This window comes from Mixta theicola (genome assembly GCF_002895925.1).
GTDB lineage: Bacteria > Pseudomonadota > Gammaproteobacteria > Enterobacterales > Enterobacteriaceae > Mixta > Mixta theicola.
Window position 1 is genome coordinate 20,471 of record NZ_NWUO01000022.1, and the last position, 15,094, is coordinate 35,564.

Consider the following 15,094-nt stretch of genomic DNA (forward strand, 5'->3'; position numbering starts at 1 on the left):
TTAATAAATCATAAATTCGTCGGCTCCGCGGAGCCGACGCTTTTATTTACGCATCATTCGTTTTCAGCGACGGCAGTTTGGAAACCAGACGCAGCGATACGGTCAAGCCTTCCAACTGATAGTGCGGACGCAGGAAGAATTTGGCGGCGTAGTAGCCCGGATTATCTTCAATCTCTTCCACCAGCACCTCGGCTGAAGCCAGCGGCTTGCGCGATTTGGTTTCCTGCGAGGAGTTGGCCGGGTCGCCATCCACATAGTTCATGACCCAGTCGTTCAGCCAGCGTTCCATCTCTTCGCGTTCGCGGAAAGAGCCGATCTTGTCGCGCACGATGCACTTCAGATAATGCGCGAAGCGGCAGCAGGCGAACAGGTAAGGCAGGCGGGCAGCAAGACGAGCGTTAGCCGTCGCGTCCGCGTCATGGTATTCCGCCGGTTTCTGCAAAGATTGCGCGCCGATAAAGGCCGCGAAGTCAGAGTTTTTACGATGCACCAGCGGCATAAAACCGTTTTTCGCCAGCTCGGCTTCGCGACGATCGCTGATGGCGATTTCGGTCGGGCATTTCATATCCACGCCGCCGTCGTCGCTGGGGAAAGTATGACACGGTAGATTTTCCACCGCGCCGCCTGACTCTACGCCGCGAATGGAGGTACACCAGCCAAACTCTTTAAACGAGCGGTTGATATTGGCCGCCATCGCATAAGCGGCGTTAGTCCAGGTGTAGTTGGCGTGGCTGGCGCCATCGGTCTCTTCTTCGAAATCAAAGCTGTCGACCGGATTGGTACGGATGCCATACGGCAGACGCGCCAGGAAACGCGGCATGACCAGCCCCAGATAGCGTGCATCTTCCGATTCACGCAGGCTGCGCCAGGCGGCATATTCGCTGTTCTGGAAGATTTTGGTCAGATCGCGCGGATTGGCCAGCTCCTGCCAGGATTCCATCTGCATCACGCTCGGCGCGGTGCCGGCGATAAACGGACAGTGCGCCGCCGCGCTGATACGCGCCATCTCGCTCAGCAGTTCCACATCCTGCGGGCTGTGATCAAAGTAGTAATCGCCCACCAGGCAGCCAAACGGCTCGCCGCCGAACTGGCCGTACTCTTCTTCATAGATTTTCTTGAAGAGGGGGCTCTGATCCCAGCCCACGCCTTTATAACGCTTCAGCGTGCGGCCCAGTTCCTGTTTCGAGATGCTCATAAAGCGAATTTTCAGCATCTCATCGGTTTCAGTGTTATTGACCAGGTAGCTCAGGCCGCGCCATGCGCCTTCCAGCTTCTGAAACTCTTCGTGGTGAATAATCTGGTTAACCTGATGCGACAGCTTTTCATCAATTTCCGCAATCAGCGCTTGGATGGTGCGGTAAGCGTCGTTAGAAACGGTTACGCTGTTTTCCAGCGCCTGCTGCGCCAGGGTTTTTACCGCGCTTTCTACCGCGGCGCGCGCCCGATCGCTTTTCGGGCGAAACTCTTTATTCAGCAGCGCGCTGAACTCATCCTGATCCCAGGATTGCTGTCCCTGCTGTAGCGGTTGTTGTGATGGATTGCTCATCGTTATTCCTCATCACCGTTAACGGTTTCTTCAGATTTCGGCAGCTGGCCCAGCGACTTCAGCAGCGTGGGATCCTGCAGAATCTTGGCGATCAGCTCTTCCGCACCGCTTTTGCCATCCATATAGGTCAGCAGGTTAGAAAGCTGAGTGCGCGCCTCCAGCAGCTTATTTAGCGGCTCAACCTTACGCGCCACCGCATCCGGCATGAAATCTTCCATGCTTTCAAACGTCAGCTCGACATTCAGCCGGCCTTCATCGGTCAGCGTGTTATCCACCTGAAAAGCGACACGCGGCTTCAGCGCTTTCATGCGCTCGTCAAAGTTATCAATATCGATTTCCAGGAATTTACGCTCATCGACGCCCGGCAGCGGTTCTACCGGTTTGCCTGTCAGGTCGGCCATTACGCCCATGACAAACGGCAGCTGGATTTTGCGCTCTGCGCCATAGATTTCTACGTCATATTCAATTTGTACGCGCGGCGCGCGATTACGGGCGATAAACTTCTGCCCACTGGATTTAGTCGATGCCATGAGGTTCTCCATCGGAAATGCGCGGTAAAGTCAGCAGCGGGCACGCTGCCATATAAAGGGACGCGGCTTAATCGCGGCGACCAAAAATGTTTTCGAGTTGTTGAACGCCGTCGGGCGCCAGATCGCGGATGATTGCCATAAAATCGAGTTCGATGACCCGCTGAACGCGATCGATCATCAGCGGAGCCGGATGGCTGGGTTCGTAATGGGAAAAGTATTGCTTCACCTTTTCCAGCATCAGCTGCGCCTCGGCGCGTGAAGTAATTTCGCTGCTGCGCCAGTCGGCGTGCGCACGCGCCGGTGCGGCAGGGGCTGCGCTGGCGGCGGCAGGCTGCGCGGCGGCGTTCGGGTTGCCCGGCATCAGCGCGGTTAAATCGATGGCCTGACAGGATTGCGCAACCAGATTCACCATTTTTTGCAGCTGTACCATTTCCGGTACGCCGCTTTCTCCCAGCTGCTCTGCCAGCGTTTCCCGGATAGTTTGCAAACGCTCACTTATCTGTTGAATCGCTTCTATGCCGGGCTGATCGCCACGTGCCAGCTCATCATTCAGCCGCGGACGTCCGCCGGGATAATCGGCTACTTCGGTTTTGCTGCCGTCCAGCAGCGAACAGGCGTCACGCAAAGAGATCTGATCGGCGGCGGTACGCAAGAGCGGCGCCTGCCGCAGTGCGGAAGTCAGCGCAGATTTATCGCCCAGCGCCGCCAGCGCGTTAATGCGATAAAAAGGATCGCGCTCGCCATATTCTTCCAGCAGGGGATAAAGCGGCTCCCGATAAAGCAGCAGCGCCTGTTGAATCAGTTTCAGACCGCTGGCGTAGCCCGACAATCCCTTCATATGCGTCCATGCGTGAGTAAGTGCTAACATCACACGCAGATCTTTGGTTCGCGCCAGTAGTCCAGTCGCCAGCCGCTCCACTTTATTCCAGTCGGCTGGCTCTGCAGGAATGATGGTGTCGCCAAATTGCTGCTCCGCCTTCCCTTCGCTGGCCTGGTTCATCGCCATATAATCAGCGTCGTATTCCAGATTTTCGCCGCACGGTTTTTCACTGCTTACCGGAGCGAGTAACGCATCGATATTCATCGTTATTCTCACGTCGCAAGATTATTCAAACATGGGCGGATAAAGCCCGTGTCGGCCTGGTCTGGCTCCGCCTGCCGGATCAAACAGCAGCGAAAACAGCTGACCGGTAAAATTGCCGCTGTGCAGGTGGGTGTAAAGCGGATAGTTGTCGGCCTGATTGGTCCACCAGAAGCTGGTATAGCGCTGCGGATCGAAACAGTCGGCCACCTGTTTCCAGCTGAGATTGGTGGCGCTATCGCCGTAGCCAATGGTCGTCAAAATATCGGTGGGCTCCTGCGGTGCGGGAATCGTCAGCAGCGCCCGATCGAGCTGTTCGGCGGAATAGCCGTTATGCACCGCGTGCAGCAGGGTGCGCCCCAGCTGCTGATACCATTCGCCCGCCATTGCCAGCCGCCCCGTTGACCATTCGGCAGGCGTAAAGCTGAACTGGGCGCAAATGGGATACTGACGGCCTACGCTGTCGCGCGCGGGCAGCAGGCATCCCATCTGCACCAGCTGGCTGCCCAGCATCGGCGGCACCACAAAGTTCCATACCGGCGCTTTCGCGAATCGGTGCGCTTCACCGGGACGCAGCTCCTCTTTTTTTTGCCAGTTCAGCAGCCCCACCTGAAACCAGTGGGTCCACTGGCGGGTTAACGCCTCGGGAAAACGGCGCTGTAAAAAGTCGCCGGCGCTGGGCAATTTTCCGTACCAGCCGATCGCAGGAGAGTGGCTCATTATCATTTCCTTGCGGTTATGGACATGCGAAGCCGGGAAGCTGGAACGGGTTCCGAATACTGTTCGGCGTAAATTCCAGGGTAACGCGATGGCCACCGACATTGAAGGTTGCCTGACGGCTAAGGCTGTTGCTGCCCGTCGTCAGCTGCGCGCGATCGAAAAAGCGATTAAGCGCCCAGGCGCCGTTGGTGACCAGCGTAGAGGTGGTGCCATCCACCAGTCCCAGCTGCATACGCACCTGACGTGTGCCGCCGCTGCCGGGCCAGCTCATTAACTGCACCGCCTGAGGGCCGTGGCTGTAACGCAACAGCTGTCCGTCCACATCCAGCGTCAGGTTAAGAATGTTGTTATCCATGCGCACCGTGCGGATGGTGACGCGGAACGAAGGCGTCGTGGCGCCATTGGCAAAGAAAGCGTCACGAATGCTTTGCGCCTGCTGGAAAGGACGCAGCAGCTTTTCGCCGCCTGGCAGGCTTTTACCATCAATGCCCGGCATAAAGCGCCAGCCTGAGCGAGTGGTATCAACTTTGGCGGCCAGATTATCGCGAAAGAAGCTGTCCATTAGTCCGGTGCCTGGCGCAAACATCCGCGCCAGATCGTCCGGCGTGACCTCACTCTTTCCCGAACGCACCAGAGGATAACGACCGGCAATCGCCTGACGGCAGAAGCTGCCAACCTCAACGTTAATACGCTTACGTACGTTTTCCATATCGCGCCGCTGCGCATCGCTGCTGGCACCCACCGCCATGTTAGTAAACATATTTTGCAGCGATCCCGGCAGTCTGCCGGCGCTCGCCTGCAGACGACTAATCGCTTCGCCCGGCGGCGGCGGCATCCCGCTGTTGGCCGCATCCTGCACCGCCGTCAGATAGCGATACAGCTCATCGATCTGCCGGAGAAAATTATCAAATACGATGATTTTTCCGCCCTGTTCCAGCGGCTGAGCCAGTTCGATAATCGGCGCATAATGTTCGGTAACGCGCTGCTCCGGCGTCTGCTGCTGGGCCGCAGCCCCCTGAACGGACTGGCGTGAACGGAACAGCGCTTCCAGCGTGCGGGTCGCGCTGTTGCCTTTTTCCGTCTGCTGCGGATCTTTTTCCGCTGACAGGCGCTCCAGCATCAGATAGTGGCTGAGGTTGATGACCAGCTTACGTAAAGGCGAGTTGTTGCTGGATAGCAGCCGCGCACTGTTAATGCGCTGCGACAGATCGGCGCTGTTGTTCAGCTGAATATCGCTCAGCAGGCTATCCCAGTGGCGCATAAAGTCGCTCATATAGAGCTGGCGCACCGCGTTATCGGTTTGCGCTTTATCCTCATCCGCCGCCGCGCCGCCTAACACCCAGACGTCATCCTGATGCAGCGCCGTCGTTACCGCAGCGATATTTTTGTCGAAGTCGTTCCAGTAGCCTTCTGGCGTATAAAGGCCGGGAATGCCTGCGCTAATCGCTTTACCGCTTTTGCGCGTAAACACCAACTCGCTTTGCGGCCCACCCAGTTCGGCAAGTGAAACCGACGACAGATTCTCATCCTGCTCCAGCAGACGTCTGAGTCGGCCATAGACGCGGCCAGAGAGCGGCATCTGATTAATCAACGCCTGCTCGCGCTTTACCAGCGCATCATCCAGAGCATAAGGCGAAGCCTGAATCTGCGTTTCCAGCAGCTGCGCCAGATGTCGCTCCAGCTGGCTAATCTGCGTCTGGGGAATATTTTGCGGCAGGTTGCGTCGCACGTTTAGCATCACCCACGCATGCAGGAATTTGCCGTCGTAGTGTCGCGGCTGATAGAGCATCTGGTACGCTTTTAATGCTTCATAGCTATAGTCCGCATCGCTGCCGTTATCGTTACGCAGCCAGCCGGTAATCAACCGGGCCACCTGCGGCAACAGCAGTTGCTTCAGGGATTTTTGATAAAGCGTCTGGCTGGCATCGCTGACCTCAACGCCGCGATAAAGCCCCATACGGCGCGTAACCGGCGGATCGTTAAGATCGAAATTTTTGCTTTCCGGCAGCGCCAGCACGCCGTCAAGGAACGGCAGCAGCGCGAAGAGATCGCTTTCACCGCTGGCCTGCAGGTTTTTACTCTGCGTCTCAACGGTCGGCACCTTCGCCTGCACTTCTTGCAGATAGCTTTTATTGTTGCCGTAGCTGGTGATCCACAGCAGCGAAACCACCAGCAGCAGCGCCAGCAGGGCGGCATAGCCTGACCACAACACGGCGCGGTTGCGCAGCTCCCACCAGCGGTTGCTGCCGGCCAGCCCCGCCTCCTGAAATATAACGTCGGTCAGCAAATCCTTCAGGAAGAAGCTCTGCCCTTTGGCTGCGGGTATCGGCGCTTCTTTTTGCACGCTGTTCCAGGCGCCACTGTTACCGCCCTGCTCATCCCTCTGCGGCAGATGCAGCGCGCGGCTCAGCTCGCCCATTACGCGATCGAAAGGCAGGCCTTCCTGCGTGCCGCTGGCAAAATAGATGCCGCGCGGCGAAAACTGGCTTTCAAAATTGGAACGGGCGAAAACGGCGTTGAGATAATCCGCCAACAGCGGACGCAGCGCGGCAAACTCCTGCGGAAACAGATAGCTTTCCGCCCGAGCCTGGGCATCGCTTTCCATCATCAACGTATCCGCCAGTCCAGCGTCAAGGCGCTGTTGCAGCAGCGCATATTCCTGCGTAAAGGCGCTGGCTAAATCAAAGTCGGCCTGCTTTGCGCGCTCCCACGGGAAGGTAAAGCCCCAGATTTGCTCACGCTGCGCTTTATCCAGCGGAGAAAACCAGGCGCGGAAGCCTTTCAACAGGTCCGCTTTGGTCACCAGCACATATACCGGAAAGCGAATGCCGAGCTGCTCATGCAGTTCCATCAGGCGCTGACGCAGATTGATCGCCTGCTGCTGTGAAGCCTCCGCCGACAGGGTTAACAGATCGGAAACGCTGATGGTAACGATCACGCCGTTAATCGGCTGACGACCACGGTATTTACGCAGCAGATCGACAAACTGCTGCCATTCGCTGGCATCCTGCGCCTGCTGGCTCTCCTGCGTGGTGTAACGGCCTGCGGTATCCAGCAGCACCGCCTCATTAGTAAACCACCAGTCGCAGTTGCGGGTGCCGCCGATACCGCGCAGCGCGGTTTTGCCAAAGCGATCCGCCAGCGGAAACTGCAGCCCGGAATTAACCAGCGCCGTGGTTTTACCGGCGCCCGGCGCGCCGATAATCACATACCAGGGAAGCTGATAAAGATACTGATGGCTGAAGCGCTGCGCCCAGAACGGATTGCGCCGGCCTGTGCGATTGAAATGCGCCTTCTTTAATAGCTGAGAAGCTTCATTAAAGCGCTCGGCCAGCACCTGCTCTTCATTGGTCAGCCGTTTGCGATCGCTGCCGTCAGGCTGTTCGCTACTGCTCAGGCTGCCCATCAGTTTGCGGTTAATCCAGGCGTTGTACAGCCGTGGCGCCAGGTTGCTAATCCCCCACACCAGATACAGCAGGCCAATAGCGATCAGGCGGTTCTGCTCCGGCTCCAGCGGACGTGAATCAACAATAGAAAAGACCGGGCCAATTACCCAGATAATAAAAGAGAGCGCGGTAATGCCAATAAAACCCCACATTAACCGGCTGGTTATAATGGAAAACACGATATTCAGCATCTGTTAGTTCCCCTGCTGCAGTCCATTCAGCTCCGCCCGCGTATTGTCTGGCGCAACTAACAGAATGATTTCCACCCGGCGATTACGGGCGCGGTTCTCAGCGGTGCTATTCGGCACCAGCGGATTGGTTTCACCGCGACCTTCTGCCTTCGCCCGCTCAGGCTGCGACAGATGCTTTTGCAGCATCTCCCGCACCGACTGCGCACGCGCCAGCGACAGCTCATAATTAGAGGCGAAGCGCGCGCTGCGGATCGGTACGTTATCGCTGTAGCCGATGACCAGAATTTTACCGCTCACGTTATTCATCGCCTGCGCAACGCGGTTAATTACCTTTTCATAGCGACCGCGTACGGCAGTAGAGCCGGAGGCAAACAGGCCATCCCCTTTCAGCGTCACCACGCTTTGATCCGCCTCGTCGCGTACGGCCACCAGCCTCTGTTCGATTTCCGCACGCAGGAAGGCGCGCAGGTTAAGCATCGCAGGCGCACGCGGCGCGGGATTATGAATCGTGACTTCCGGCAGCGGCGTTTGATACACCGAGGCCAGCACCGGGCTGGTATAGTCGCCCAGCCGCCAGTTAAGAGTGATATAGAGCAAACAGGCGATAAAGCCGCCAAGCGCCGCGCAGGCCCACAGCGGCACCATCGGACGCCACATTTTGCGCAACACCGGCCGATCTTCCGGATGCGGCGACAAGGGCGCCGGATAGCCGCCGCGTACGCCGCGGATCATCTGCAGCAGACGCTGTTTGATGGTTTCCAGCTGCGAACGGCCATTGTCCAGCACGCGATAGCGCCCTTCAAAACCTAACAGCAGGCAGTAATTGATCAGTTCCAGCAGAAAGAGATGCTCACGCGGATTTTGCGACAGCTTCGCCAGCAGCTGAAAAAATTTCTCGCCGCCCCAGGTTTCGTTATGAAAGGTGACCAGCAGCCCGTTGCCGGGCCAGACGCCACGGCTTCCCCACGGCGTAAGCGCCGCCGCCTCGTCCAGCGCGGTGCACAGGCAATAACGCGCGCCGACGATAACCTCATAAGGCAGCCCTGCGCGCTGGCTGATTTTTTCAAAATGCCGCACCTGATCGATTAGCCGCTGACGCAGCGCGGCCGGATCGTCATGGGTTACGGAATGGCGGATCTGGGGAATCGCATTAAGCAAAGGGTTCGCGGCGGCGACCAGCGGGTTATTGCTGCCCGCGCCGGAAAAAGCGGCATCGCTGCCGGTGAAATGTCGTTCCTGCATGGTGAGCGCTCATTATTCGTTTCAGACGGACTGGCTGCGAATAGCCCAGAACTCCATATCCAGACCGGGAAACTCGCCGGCCAGATGAAGCGCAAACGCGCCCGATCTTTCCATCTCTGTCCATAGTTCGCCGCCCTTCTCCAGCTCAAAATAGCTGTAGCCGGCATGCCAGGGGATCTGCGGCGGCGCGGTCGGCATGGCGCGAAGCATCATGCCCGGCAGCTGAAGCTGCACCAGATCGCGAATTTTCGTGACCGGCGCGACTTTCATTTGCGCTGGGAAGTGGGTTTGCAGCGCCTCGCCCGGCACGTTGGCGCGCACCGCGAGAACGAAGCCAAATTCACGCACCATAGAAGCTTCCGGCACCGTTGCCACGTTAAGGCCGTGGGATCGCTCGGTCAGCGGCAGCTGAATCGCGCTCTCTTCCATCACCAGCGACAGCCCCTGACGCAGCATCAGCATCAGTTTGCTAAAGCTACGGACAATATCGTCATGATCGTAGACGGGCAGCGAGACATCCGGCGAGCGCTGCGGCGTCCAGCTTGCCAGCTCGCAGGCAAACGCCAGCCAGTGGCCGAACAGCTGTTCAGGATGCAGCAGCGGTAAGTTTTTCAGATGGGAGACCAGCCCAAGCTGGTGATTCACTAACGCCAGCAGCATGAAATCAACCGTTTCTGCGGTATTAAACCGCCCCGGCTGCCTTAAACGCTGGCCGATTTGCTGGCTGCGCTGCGCCAGCAGTCCCTGTATATCATTCAAATAATCAAACAGCTGGGGATGGTTAATCGCATTAAGCATCGGTGGGATAAAGCCGGTGTCCAGCCGTAGCTGCCTGTCGCTGCGCTTTTCGATCACTCGCGCCACGCCAATAGCGGTCCATTCGGCGGTTAGCTCGCTTTCCAGCATCAGCTTCAGGCGCAGCTTACCGAACTGCACCGCCGCCGGGCCGACGGAAATGGCGTTAAAGTCATCCACTTCACGCTCGAAGCTGAGATAGCGCGCCAGCGAATCCGCCGCCTCGCTAAATATTACCTCGTCACGTCCGCTGCGCCGCGCCGGCAAGGCCAGCACCACTTTGACATTGCTTTGGTTATCAGCAATCTCCAGCGGCGCGGGGGCCTGGCGCGGATCCAGAAAAGAAAAGTGCGTTCCATCCGGCAGCAGGCCGCTGGCGACGCTAAGGGCAATTTTACCCTGTCGCAGCATCGCCTCGTCGAACTCCAGATCGGTAAAACCCCACAGATAGGGCCGCTGTGTGGTTCCCCAGTCGCGCAGGGTGCTTTGCAGGTAGCTTTCCGACTGCTGAAAGTGATGCGGGCGCAGGAACATGCCTTCGCTCCAGACCACCTTTTCTGCTTTGTTCATAATGGTTTTCCGTTATTCCGGCGTTGACTCTGCTTTGCTCGCAAGGTGTATACCGCTATTGTCAGCAACGATCCTGGCCTGCAACGCATCCGATTCCCTGTACCAGCCGACGGTCGGAGCGCTCTCGTCCGCATTGGGCAGCGGCAGAGAGAGTCGCCATTTCTTCCCGTTGAGCGCCTGGTACTCAGCCATAACGCCGATATAGCGGATATCCGGCGTACGTTGACCGCTAAGGGTTTTATTTAGCTGACCTGGCAACAGGAAAAACTGCTCGCTATTAAGCAGATTGCTACCCAGCACGGTTTGCGCGCTGTTTTGCAGCGAATAAAAATCCGCAGACATAAAGTCGGCATCCGATTTTAGTAACAGCACTCTGACCTTCAGCGGTGCCGACTCATTAATGGGCGGGTGCGCCTGGAATAACAGACTGTAACGGGAGGGATCGCTGTGTGAAAATAACGTACAGCCTGCCAGCAAGGTAAGCGCCGCCAGAAAAAGCGCCTGCATACTCAGGCGCAAAAAAAAGAGTGGTTTCATAATGGGTTACCCATTAGAACTTATTAATCAATAATCCAGGTACCGCTGTTGCTGTTCTGGCAGGCTTTGCTATCGCCATCGACCGCAACGCAGGTTTTTTTCTTCGCGGGCGCGGCGCGTGTACGCTTACGGCGCTGGTCAGCCTTGATGGTGCCTTCATACAGCTCGCTTTTAACCACGGCGCGCAGCGGCACGTAGCCGATCAACCGATCCTGATCTTTTTCCGCAATAGCAAACCAGTTGTTTTCCACCCTGCCCAGCACGGTATAAGGCTGCGCATTTTCCAGCTGACGCACCAGCTTGCCGCCGAAATCGGGACGGGTCATTACGGAGGCGTTATACAGCGCGCGGTACTCTTCATTAATCGGCGTAAAAGTTTTCGGCGGGGTAATAGCATGGCGATAGGTCAACGTAACGCCATCAACGGTGCTGGACACAATCGTGTCGTCATTGACAGGCGGTGTCGATTTACAACCCGCAACGCTTAATACAAAAAGCAGACCTAATGCGATTCGAATTTTCACCATGATCCTCATGAAGTTATCTCAAGTAATTAACAAAACGGGAATAAGCCGCTGGCTACGGACAACATTACCAATCCTGGAGCAGTAAAAAGGTATAGCTGTTGCTGGCCGTACCAGGCAAAAGCACAATAAATAAGCGCGCCAGCCCCGGCGGAATCAGTACAATAATTTACATGTTATCTGGACGACAAGAGTCTGTTACATCGCAGCAAATGCTCAATTTGCGCCACGTACAATAAAGATGGGTTACCGAAAATGCGGTTTACGCTATCCTGCCGTGAGGATTCAATGAATATTCCTCAACCATTATGACGACTCCCTGTTTGCATTCCTGGTATTCTCTGGTGAAAAGCTCTGAATGGCCGCGCCAAAAGCGCATGGTGCTGTCTGCATGTAATAACGCTGACCACGATCTGCGGCCTGCATCAGAAAAGGAGGAAATTGCTTAAAATTCAGCACAAAGATGAAAATGGATACAGCCATTGCTACCGCACGAGGTTGCAAAGCAAACCCCGAAGCCGGTCTTTTTTTATATTTAAGCTGTCCTGTTTCGCGCAAGTTTACATAGACTTTGCGATAATTCAACGAGCGCGTAGCAAAGGATTTTACATTAGTAAAGTTTAATCAAAAATATTAAAGTAAATTGCGAATATTCTTATCCTTTTCTATAGGAAAATTCCGGTAAAACATCAGAAAAGTTGTACTTATCTCGCAAATAAAAGCGCTTTTAGCTCAAATAAAGTACAATTTTACGCAGCTATTTTTTTCCGCACTGGACCTGCATTGATGGCCTCATTCTCCGTCGGACCGGCCCCAGAAATGATTAACAGGGTTTAATATCGCTATAAAGTAAATCAATAATAAAAAAAGCGACCCTGAGGTCGCCATAATAGTTTTTTAAACTATAAATAACTGGAACTAAAACTTAAGCAAATAAAATGGATTGCAGTTCGTGCAGAGAGCTAACCTGCCAGTCCGGCGTGATAGCCGCAGGTTTTTCTCTGCCGTCCGCATTCAGCCAGCAGGTTTTTAAACCGGCATTAATGCCGCCCAAAATATCTGAGTCCGGATTATCACCGACCATCAGCACCCGCTCAGGCGAGGGATGCCCCATTTTCTCCAGCGCATAGTTAAAAATCGCCGGATGCGGTTTGGCATGACCGACCTGTTCGGAAATCACCAGCAGATCGAAGTAATCACGAAAACCGGTACGCTGCAGGCGCACCTGCTGCAGGGCGGTAAAGCCATTGGTGATGATCCCCATCTTCACCTTGCCCTTTAGCGCATTAATCAGGTTTACCGCGCCTTCCAACGGCACGCACACTTCCGCCATCGCGCTAAGAAAACCGCTGTTTAACGTGTCCGGCGTTACATTCAGCTTCTCCGCCCAGCCGTTAAAGCGCTGGTGCTGCAGCTGCAGCGCCGTGATGGCGCCGTTTTGATATTCCACCCATAACGGTTTGTTAACCGACTGATACTCATGGTAATCATCGGTTGAGAAATCAACGTTGTAATCTTTAAACAGCCGTTGCAGGCCCGCAAAAGCATCAAAGTGAAACAGCGTGTCGTCAGCGTCAAAAAGGATCCAGTCCCAGTTTTGTAGCATAGCTTTCTCCTGTTACGGCACGTCAGGGGATGCGCGGCGTTCGGCCTTTACAGGCTGAGCGCCATAATCAGCGCATCTTCCCGACCGTGCGTTGCCGGATAATAATTTCGGCGCACCGAAACTTCATTAAAGCCGGTCTGTTCATAAAGCGCGATCGCCGCATGGTTGGAGGCGCGCACCTCCAGCCACAGGGTAAAAATATCGCGCTGCTGTAGCTGTTCAATCAGATGATGCAGCAGCGCTTTGCCCAGTCCCTGCCGTTGATAAGCAGGATCGACGGCAATATTAAATAACGTCGCTTCGTCCAGCACCCATTGGGTAATGGCGAAGGCGGCCATCTGGCTGTCAACGTCAAGCCGGTAGTTTAGGTAACGTTCACCCTGATTGCTGGCAAAGGTTGCTTCCGTCCAGGGAAAAGCGTGGCTGCGTCGCTCAATAGCGAGCGCCTGCGGAAGGTCATGTGGAGTGAGTAAAGAAATCGACGTCATATTCACAAATCTGCCGCCAGAGCGCGCGTTTCGCCCCGGCATCAAAATAAAGCGCCTCAAGCGGCGGCGTGGAAAGTTGGGGGCCCTGCTGCGCAACCGGCGTTTCAGTTCCCAGCCGCCAGCTGGCGCAGGAACAGTTTTCAGGCAGCATAGCAAGCTGATCCGGCGTCACGCTGACTACCTGCTGTGGCGTAATCGCCAGCGCGCGCAGCACATCGCCAACCAGCGGGTCCTCGGTAGTGGGAGGAATATCCGCCACGATCAGCAGGCGAGTATCCGCCGGCAGCGTTATCGCAATCTCACCCTGTAACGCGCGCGGACGCCGCAGCTTATACTGCGTAATGCCCATTTGCTGTAGTAGCCAGTCACGTCTGGATGACATAGAAATTCCCGTTACGCCCTTATAATGCGCCGCTATGCTAGCAAACCCATCGAACATGCGCCAACAAACCACTATACTCTGCGCTCTGATTTCTGAGGAGCTATCTGATGTCTGCTTTTACCCCGGCGAGTGAAGTGATCCTGCGCCACAGTGATGAATGGCAAGACCGCCGCGTGCTGTTTGCCGGCGATTTGCAGGATGACCTGCCTGCCCAGCTGGAAACCCAGCTGAGCCGCGTTCATACGCAATATTATCATCACTGGCAATCATTAAGCCGCAGCATGGGCGATCGTGCGCAGTTTGGCCTGGTAGCCACGGCACAAGCGATAGCAGAGTGCGATACCCTGATCTATTACTGGCCGAAAAACAAGCCGGAAGCCCAGTTTCAGCTGCAAAACCTGCTGTCGCTGCTGCCGGTGGGCAGCGATATTTTTGTTATCGGCGAAAACCGCAGCGGCGTTCGCAGCGCCGAAAACATGCTGGCTTCCTGGGCAACGCTGGCCAAGTTCGACAGCGCGCGCCGTTGCGGCCTGTATCACGGTCGCCTGTCGCAGCAGCCCGCGTTTGATGCGGAAAGTTTCTGGGATGAATATACGCTGGATGATTGCATTATTAAAACGCTGCCGGGCGTGTTCAGCCGCGACGGACTGGATGGCGGCAGCGCTCTGCTGCTCTCTACCTTTACGCCGCACACCAAAGGAAAAGTGCTGGATATTGGCTGCGGCGCGGGCGTCCTGGCGACATTGCTGGCAAGGCATTCTCCGAAGGTGCGCCTGTGGCTGACCGACGTGGATGCCGCCGCGCTGGCCGCCAGCAAGGCGACGCTGGCTGCAAACCAGATCGAAGGCGACGTGTTTGCCAGCAACGTCTATTCCGACGTAACCGGCCGCTACGACATGATTATCTCCAATCCGCCGTTTCATGAAGGGATGCAAACCAGCCTTGACGCGGCGCGCACGCTGATTCGCGGCGCGGCTCAGCACCTTAACAGCGGCGGCGAGCTGCGGCTGGTGGCTAACGCCTTCCTGCCCTATCCGCAGGTGCTGGACGAAACGTTTGGTCATCATGAAGTGCTGGCGCAAACCGGTCGGTTCAAAGTGTACCGTGCCGTCTGGGGACGCGATGCCCGCGCCATTAAGGCGGCTAACCGCGGCAAGTAACGCCGCATTTCCTGGGGAGCTGCTGTTTTTTACAGCGATCGCAACGCGGCTGATAAATATCTGTTGACGTCCCCAGGAAAAATCTCCAGAATTCGCCTCCGTGGTTGCAGTGCTGTAAAGCATTGCCGGAATGCGAAGGTGGCGGAATTGGTAGACGCGCTAGCTTCAGGTGTTAGTGTCTTAACGGACGTGAGGGTTCAAGTCCCTCTCTTCGCACCAAAGACCACGAAAATTCATATCGCACAGCAACTGCGCGAAGGTGGCGGAATTGGTAGA

13 protein-coding genes and 1 tRNA gene are annotated in these 15,094 nt (G+C 56.1%); 2 read left to right on the forward strand and 12 right to left on the reverse strand.

The features are described 5' to 3' along the window. Window positions 1-46: 46 nt before the first annotated feature. The 12 genes from tssC to COO59_RS19285 all read right to left on the reverse strand — a co-directional run bounded on the left by tssC (window position 47) and on the right by COO59_RS19285 (window position 13,658). Complete coding sequence (gene tssC, locus COO59_RS19230) at window positions 47-1,546, reverse strand: type VI secretion system contractile sheath large subunit (protein ID WP_103061301.1); 1,500 nt, start codon at window positions 1,544-1,546, stop codon at window positions 47-49. A gap of 2 nt (window positions 1,547-1,548) precedes the next feature. Then, a complete protein-coding gene (gene tssB / locus COO59_RS19235) occupies window positions 1,549-2,088 on the reverse strand; it encodes a type VI secretion system contractile sheath small subunit (RefSeq protein ID WP_165786547.1) in 540 nt (179 codons plus the stop codon). 55 nt (window positions 2,089-2,143) lie between these two features. After that, window positions 2,144-3,160: a type VI secretion system protein TssA gene (gene tssA, locus COO59_RS19240; RefSeq protein WP_103061303.1), complete on the reverse strand. Its 1,017-nt coding sequence runs from the start codon at window positions 3,158-3,160 to the stop codon at window positions 2,144-2,146. 21 nt (window positions 3,161-3,181) lie between these two features. Continuing rightward, window positions 3,182-3,877: a type VI secretion system-associated protein TagF gene (tagF, locus tag COO59_RS19245; protein ID WP_103061304.1), complete on the reverse strand. Its 696-nt coding sequence runs from the start codon at window positions 3,875-3,877 to the stop codon at window positions 3,182-3,184. A gap of 16 nt (window positions 3,878-3,893) precedes the next feature. Beyond that, the gene (gene tssM / locus COO59_RS19250; RefSeq protein ID WP_103061305.1) at window positions 3,894-7,514 is read right to left on the reverse strand and encodes a type VI secretion system membrane subunit TssM; all 3,621 of its coding nucleotides are present in this window, start codon (window positions 7,512-7,514) and stop codon (window positions 3,894-3,896) included. 3 nt (window positions 7,515-7,517) lie between these two features. Beyond that, complete coding sequence (locus COO59_RS19255; protein WP_103061306.1) at window positions 7,518-8,756, reverse strand: DotU family type VI secretion system protein; 1,239 nt, start codon at window positions 8,754-8,756, stop codon at window positions 7,518-7,520. A gap of 21 nt (window positions 8,757-8,777) precedes the next feature. Further along, entirely contained in the window at window positions 8,778-10,121 is a 1,344-nt protein-coding gene (tssK, locus tag COO59_RS19260; protein WP_103061307.1) for a type VI secretion system baseplate subunit TssK, read from the reverse strand. 12 nt (window positions 10,122-10,133) lie between these two features. After that, window positions 10,134-10,658: a type VI secretion system lipoprotein TssJ gene (gene tssJ, locus COO59_RS19265; RefSeq protein ID WP_103061308.1), complete on the reverse strand. Its 525-nt coding sequence runs from the start codon at window positions 10,656-10,658 to the stop codon at window positions 10,134-10,136. 23 nt (window positions 10,659-10,681) lie between these two features. Continuing rightward, window positions 10,682-11,182: an SH3 domain-containing protein gene (locus COO59_RS19270; protein ID WP_205960891.1), complete on the reverse strand. Its 501-nt coding sequence runs from the start codon at window positions 11,180-11,182 to the stop codon at window positions 10,682-10,684. A gap of 925 nt (window positions 11,183-12,107) precedes the next feature. Beyond that, entirely contained in the window at window positions 12,108-12,788 is a 681-nt protein-coding gene (gene yjjG / locus COO59_RS19275; protein WP_103061310.1) for a pyrimidine 5'-nucleotidase, read from the reverse strand. A gap of 47 nt (window positions 12,789-12,835) precedes the next feature. Beyond that, window positions 12,836-13,276 carry a ribosomal protein S18-alanine N-acetyltransferase gene (rimI, locus tag COO59_RS19280; RefSeq protein WP_103061311.1) on the reverse strand — a complete coding sequence of 147 codons (441 nt, stop codon included), beginning with the start codon at window positions 13,274-13,276 and terminating at the stop codon, window positions 12,836-12,838. Beyond that, window positions 13,245-13,658: a DNA polymerase III subunit psi gene (locus tag COO59_RS19285; RefSeq protein WP_103061312.1), complete on the reverse strand. Its 414-nt coding sequence runs from the start codon at window positions 13,656-13,658 to the stop codon at window positions 13,245-13,247. The genes rimI and COO59_RS19285 overlap by 32 nt, the downstream gene beginning before the upstream one ends. A 107-nt stretch (window positions 13,659-13,765) precedes the next feature. Between COO59_RS19285 and rsmC the strand changes: the two genes are divergently transcribed. Further along, window positions 13,766-14,818 carry a 16S rRNA (guanine(1207)-N(2))-methyltransferase RsmC gene (rsmC, locus tag COO59_RS19290; protein WP_103061313.1) on the forward strand — a complete coding sequence of 351 codons (1,053 nt, stop codon included), beginning with the start codon at window positions 13,766-13,768 and terminating at the stop codon, window positions 14,816-14,818. Window positions 14,819-14,950: 132 nt separating this feature from the next. Continuing rightward, window positions 14,951-15,037, forward strand: a tRNA-Leu gene (locus COO59_RS19295). The last annotated feature ends 57 nt before the right edge of the window (window positions 15,038-15,094 follow it).